This window comes from Acidovorax sp. HMWF029, assembly GCF_003060895.1.
Lineage (GTDB): Bacteria > Pseudomonadota > Gammaproteobacteria > Burkholderiales > Burkholderiaceae_C > Acidovorax.
This window is the reverse complement of record NZ_QAIH01000271.1, coordinates 7,431-11,666: the sequence shown is the minus strand read 5'-3', so window position 1 is coordinate 11,666 and position 4,236 is coordinate 7,431. Positions and strand designations below refer to the sequence as shown.

Sequence of the window (4,236 nt, the reverse complement as noted above, 5' to 3'; positions counted from 1 at the left end):
GCTCCCCCCTCTCCGCCCCACAGCCCCTGGCGCATGTCCGTTGCCCCGATGATGGATTGGACGGACCGCCACTGCCGTTTTTTTCACCGGCTGCTGACCCGCCAGACCCTGCTCTACACCGAAATGGTGAACGCAGGCGGCATCCTGTATGGGGGCACCGAGCGCCACCTGCGCTTCAACGCTGAAGAGCACCCCGTGGCGCTGCAGTTGGGTGGCAACGAGCCCGACAAGCTGGCCCAGGCCGCGCGGCTGGGCGAGCAATGGGGCTATGACGAGGTCAACCTCAACTGTGGTTGCCCCAGCGACAGGGTGCAGCGTGGTGCATTTGGCGCCAGCCTCATGAAGGCCCCCCCGCTGGTGGCCGACTGTGTCAAGGCCATGAAAGACGTAGTCAGCGTGCCCGTTACCGTGAAGCACCGCATTGGCATCGACAAGGTGGAGGACTACGGCTTTGTGCGCGACTTCATCGGCACCGTGGCCGATGCGGGCTGCACCGTGTTCATCGTGCATGCTCGAAATGCATGGCTGCAGGGCCTGAGCCCTAAGGAAAACCGTGACATCCCCCCCCTGCGCTACGAGGTGGTGCACCGCCTCAAGGCCGAGTTTCCGCAGTTCACCATCGCCATCAACGGCGGCATCACCACCGATGCGGTGGTGCAGGAACAGCTTGCGCACCTGGACGGCGTGATGATCGGTCGCGAGGCCTACCACAACCCCTGGTGGCTGGCCCGCTGGGACCAGCTCTACTACGGCGAACAAGGTGGTGTGCCCGGCACCCTGACCCGTGAAGAGGTGGAACTGGCCATGGTCGAGTACATGGAACGCGAGGCCGCCCAGCACGGTACGCCCTGGCCCCACATCGCCCGGCACATGCTGGGTCTGCGCCACAGCCTGCCCGGCGCCCGCATCTGGCGCCAGGTGTGGAGCAACCATTTGCTCAAAGACCGCCCTGCGCGCGAGGTGCATGCGCTGGCGGTGCAAGCGTATGCCACAGCGCCCGAGACTTCTGCAGGTCAGGAGCACCCAGCATTCGCGGCCTGACACCGCCCTGCGGCAATGGTGTTCGGACGGAACCCGCGCCCCAAGCGTGTGCGGGATGCGACAGGAGGGTTTTCGCCCCGCCATCTAAAGATGAATGGCAGCTGGTGCGATCATGAGCGCTGGGCCATAGTGGCGGATTGAGCGGCCACCACAGTGGGCGCTGGGCACTTTATCAGGCATTTGTCGGGCATTTGTCTGGCACAGAAAAGCCGCATTTTGGGAGGACACTCTCCGCGCCGGGGTAACGCTGGGCGTTCAGGGCTGGATATGCTCACGCCACGCACGCCCCACCACGTTAGACGGACCCGGATACGGCGCTCTCACCACCTTCGCAAACCACAAAGAACCGGCATGGCATCGCTTGACTTCGACCAAGAGGAATCCCACTTCCGTGCGTTTTACGCAGAGCAGTTCACAGGGCTGGAGACCGCCTGCGCAGCCTTCACCGCCCTGGTGGCAGCCGTGGTCACGCAGGCGGGCGGGGTAGAGATTGCCAAGGTGGAGGGCCGTGTCAAAGATGTGGACGAGTGCATCCGCAAGTTCGTGCGCAAATACCGCCCGACGCTGGAGGAGAACAACACGCCGTATGAAATCCAGCACTACATCACCGACCTGGTCGGAGTGCGGGTGGTCTGCCTCTACGAGGACGAGCTGGAGAAGATCGCAGCCATCGTGCGCGGGCACTTTGCCGTGATTGATGTCACCGACAAGGTGACGGCGGTAGAAAGCACGGAGGCCTCGTTCGGCTACAAGGGGCTGCATCTGGACCTGAAGCTCGGCAGCGCGCAGCGCACCCAGGCCACGCATGCAGCCTATGCCCAGCTGCCTTTCGAGTTGCAGGTGCGCACCATCATCCAAGACTCCTGGAGCGTGCTGGACCACCGCATCAAATACAAGAAGTCGATTCCGGGAGAACTCAAACGGCGCATCAACGTGCTGTCCGCCCTGTTCGAGCTGGCTGACCGCGAGTTTCGCCAGATCCGCGACGCCACAGCCGCCGAACTGCTGCAGGCCCCCGACGAAACCGCCGATCCCACCCTTGGCGTCCCCGCAGACGCGTTGGCCACCCACAAGGCGGCAGGGGGCAGCAGTGAACTAAACGCCTTCACATTCCTCAAGATCGCCACGCATTTCTTCAAGGACTTCGAGTTCGAGCCCTCCAAGGTCGATAGTTTTGTGGACGATATCCAGGCATGGTCGCCGCGCATGACACGCTCGCGCTTCAACACTTTGATGCGCGAGACCATTGGCGTGGTCAAGCGCTACAAGCAGCACTTCGAGGAGCAGCCCTCCCAGGGAAGCTTCAACCCCTACACGGTGATGCGGCACTGCCTGTACCTGAGCAACAAGGCCGCCTTCCGCCCCGCACTGCGCAATTCGGCGCGCGAAGCGTTCGAGGCTTGGCTGAACGACAACTCCGAAACCCGGCCACATTAAGCTGCCTGGGTGGCGCCATGGTGCATTTCGGGCCTTGCGCAAGCCTAGCGGCCTGACTTTCCGCAATGTCGCATAGGTGACTTGGCATTGGTGGTTTTACTCCATGTGCTTGTTACCAAGTGCTGCTATATTGCACTGCAACAAATCGGAGTTTCGCCCCATGCTGTACCACATCTACGAAACCCAGCGCTCCCTGATGGAGCCCTTTACAGACTTTGCGCAGGCAGCTTCCAAGTTGTTCAGCAACCCGGTGTCTCCCTTGAGCCAGACCTCGGCAGCCCAGCGCATGGCAGCTGGCTATGACCTGCTTTATCGCCTGGGCAAGGATTACGAGAAGCCTGCGTTTGACATCCACACAGTGGACGTGAACGGCATCGGTGTCGCCATCCATGAGCGCATCGAGGTCAATAAACCGTTCTGCGAGCTGCGCCGCTTCAAGCGCTTTTCGGACGACCCTGCCACGCTGACCAAGCTCAAGGGCCAACCCGTGGTGCTGATCGTAGCGCCGCTGTCGGGCCACTACGCCACCTTGCTGCGCGATACCGTACGCACCATGCTCAAGGACCATAAGGTCTACATCACCGACTGGAAAAACGCCCGCCTGGTGCCACTGGCCGACGGGGAGTTCCACCTCGACGACTACGTGAACTACGTGCAGGAGTTCATCCGCCATCTGCAGGGCCAGTACGGCAACTGCCATGTGATCAGCGTGTGCCAGCCCACCGTGCCGGTGCTCGCAGCCGTCTCGCTGATGGCCAGCCGTGGCGAAAAGACGCCGCTGACCATGACCATGATGGGAGGCCCCATCGATGCCCGCAAGTCACCTACCGCTGTGAACAATCTGGCCACGAACCGCAGCTATGAGTGGTTCGAAAACAACGTCATCTATCGGGTGCCCGACAAGTTCCCTGGGGCTGGCCGCCGCGTGTACCCAGGCTTCCTGCAATACACCGGATTTGTGGCGATGAACCCCGACCGCCACGCCAGCAGCCACTACGACTACTTCAAGGATCTGATCAAGGGCGACGACGCCAGTGCCGAAGCCCACCGCAAGTTCTACGACGAGTACAACGCCGTGCTGGACATGGACGCTGACTACTACCTGGAAACCATCCAGACGGTGTTCCAGGACTACAAGCTGGTCAACGGCACCTGGGATGTGCGCTCGCCCTCAGGCAAGATCGAGCGCGTGCGCCCGCAAGACATCACCACCACCGCCCTGTTCACCGTAGAGGGTGAACTGGACGATATCTCTGGCTCGGGCCAGACCGAAGCCGCCCACGACCTGTGCAGCGGTATCGTGCGCAAGGAACAACGCCACCTCGAAGCCAAGGGGGCAGGACACTATGGCATCTTCAGTGGCCGCCGCTGGCGTGATCTGGTGTACCCGAAGGTGCGCGAGTTCATTTTGGAACACGAACTGCCTCGCACCCAGGTGGGCTTGTCGACCGCTGCAGCTGTTGCCAAGGTCACAACGTCAGCTATAGCGGCACCCTCCGCAAAACCCAAGGCTGCCCCTCAACCAAAACCGGCGACAAAGGCGGCCAAGCCAGCTCCTTCGGCCACGCGCTCTGGCGCAGCGGCCGCTACAACCAGCAAACCCTCCGACGTGGTGGTCACGCGCTGGGTCAAGTCAGAGGGTGCTACCAAGCCGACCGGCGCGGCAGAGCAGGCGCCCGCCGACCTCGGCGCAGCCAAGGCAACTGCAGTCACGGCAGCCCCTGCCCGCAGCGCCAGCCGCAGCAGCAAGGCGCGCAA

The 4,236-nt window shown here is 62.5% G+C and carries 3 protein-coding genes; all 3 read left to right on the top strand.

Annotated features, from left to right (window positions below):
• A partial coding sequence (gene dusA, locus DBR12_RS19040) for a tRNA dihydrouridine(20/20a) synthase DusA (protein WP_255575929.1) occupies positions 1-1,041 on the top strand: 1,041 nt, incomplete at its 5' end.
• 351 nt (positions 1,042-1,392) lie between these two features.
• Complete coding sequence (locus DBR12_RS19030; protein WP_108618681.1) at positions 1,393-2,478, top strand: GTP pyrophosphokinase family protein; 1,086 nt, start codon at positions 1,393-1,395, stop codon at positions 2,476-2,478.
• Positions 2,479-2,638: 160 nt separating this feature from the next.
• Positions 2,639-4,236, top strand: a 1,598-nt coding sequence (locus DBR12_RS19025) for a polyhydroxyalkanoate depolymerase (protein ID WP_158275020.1), incomplete at its 3' end; no start/stop codon positions are given.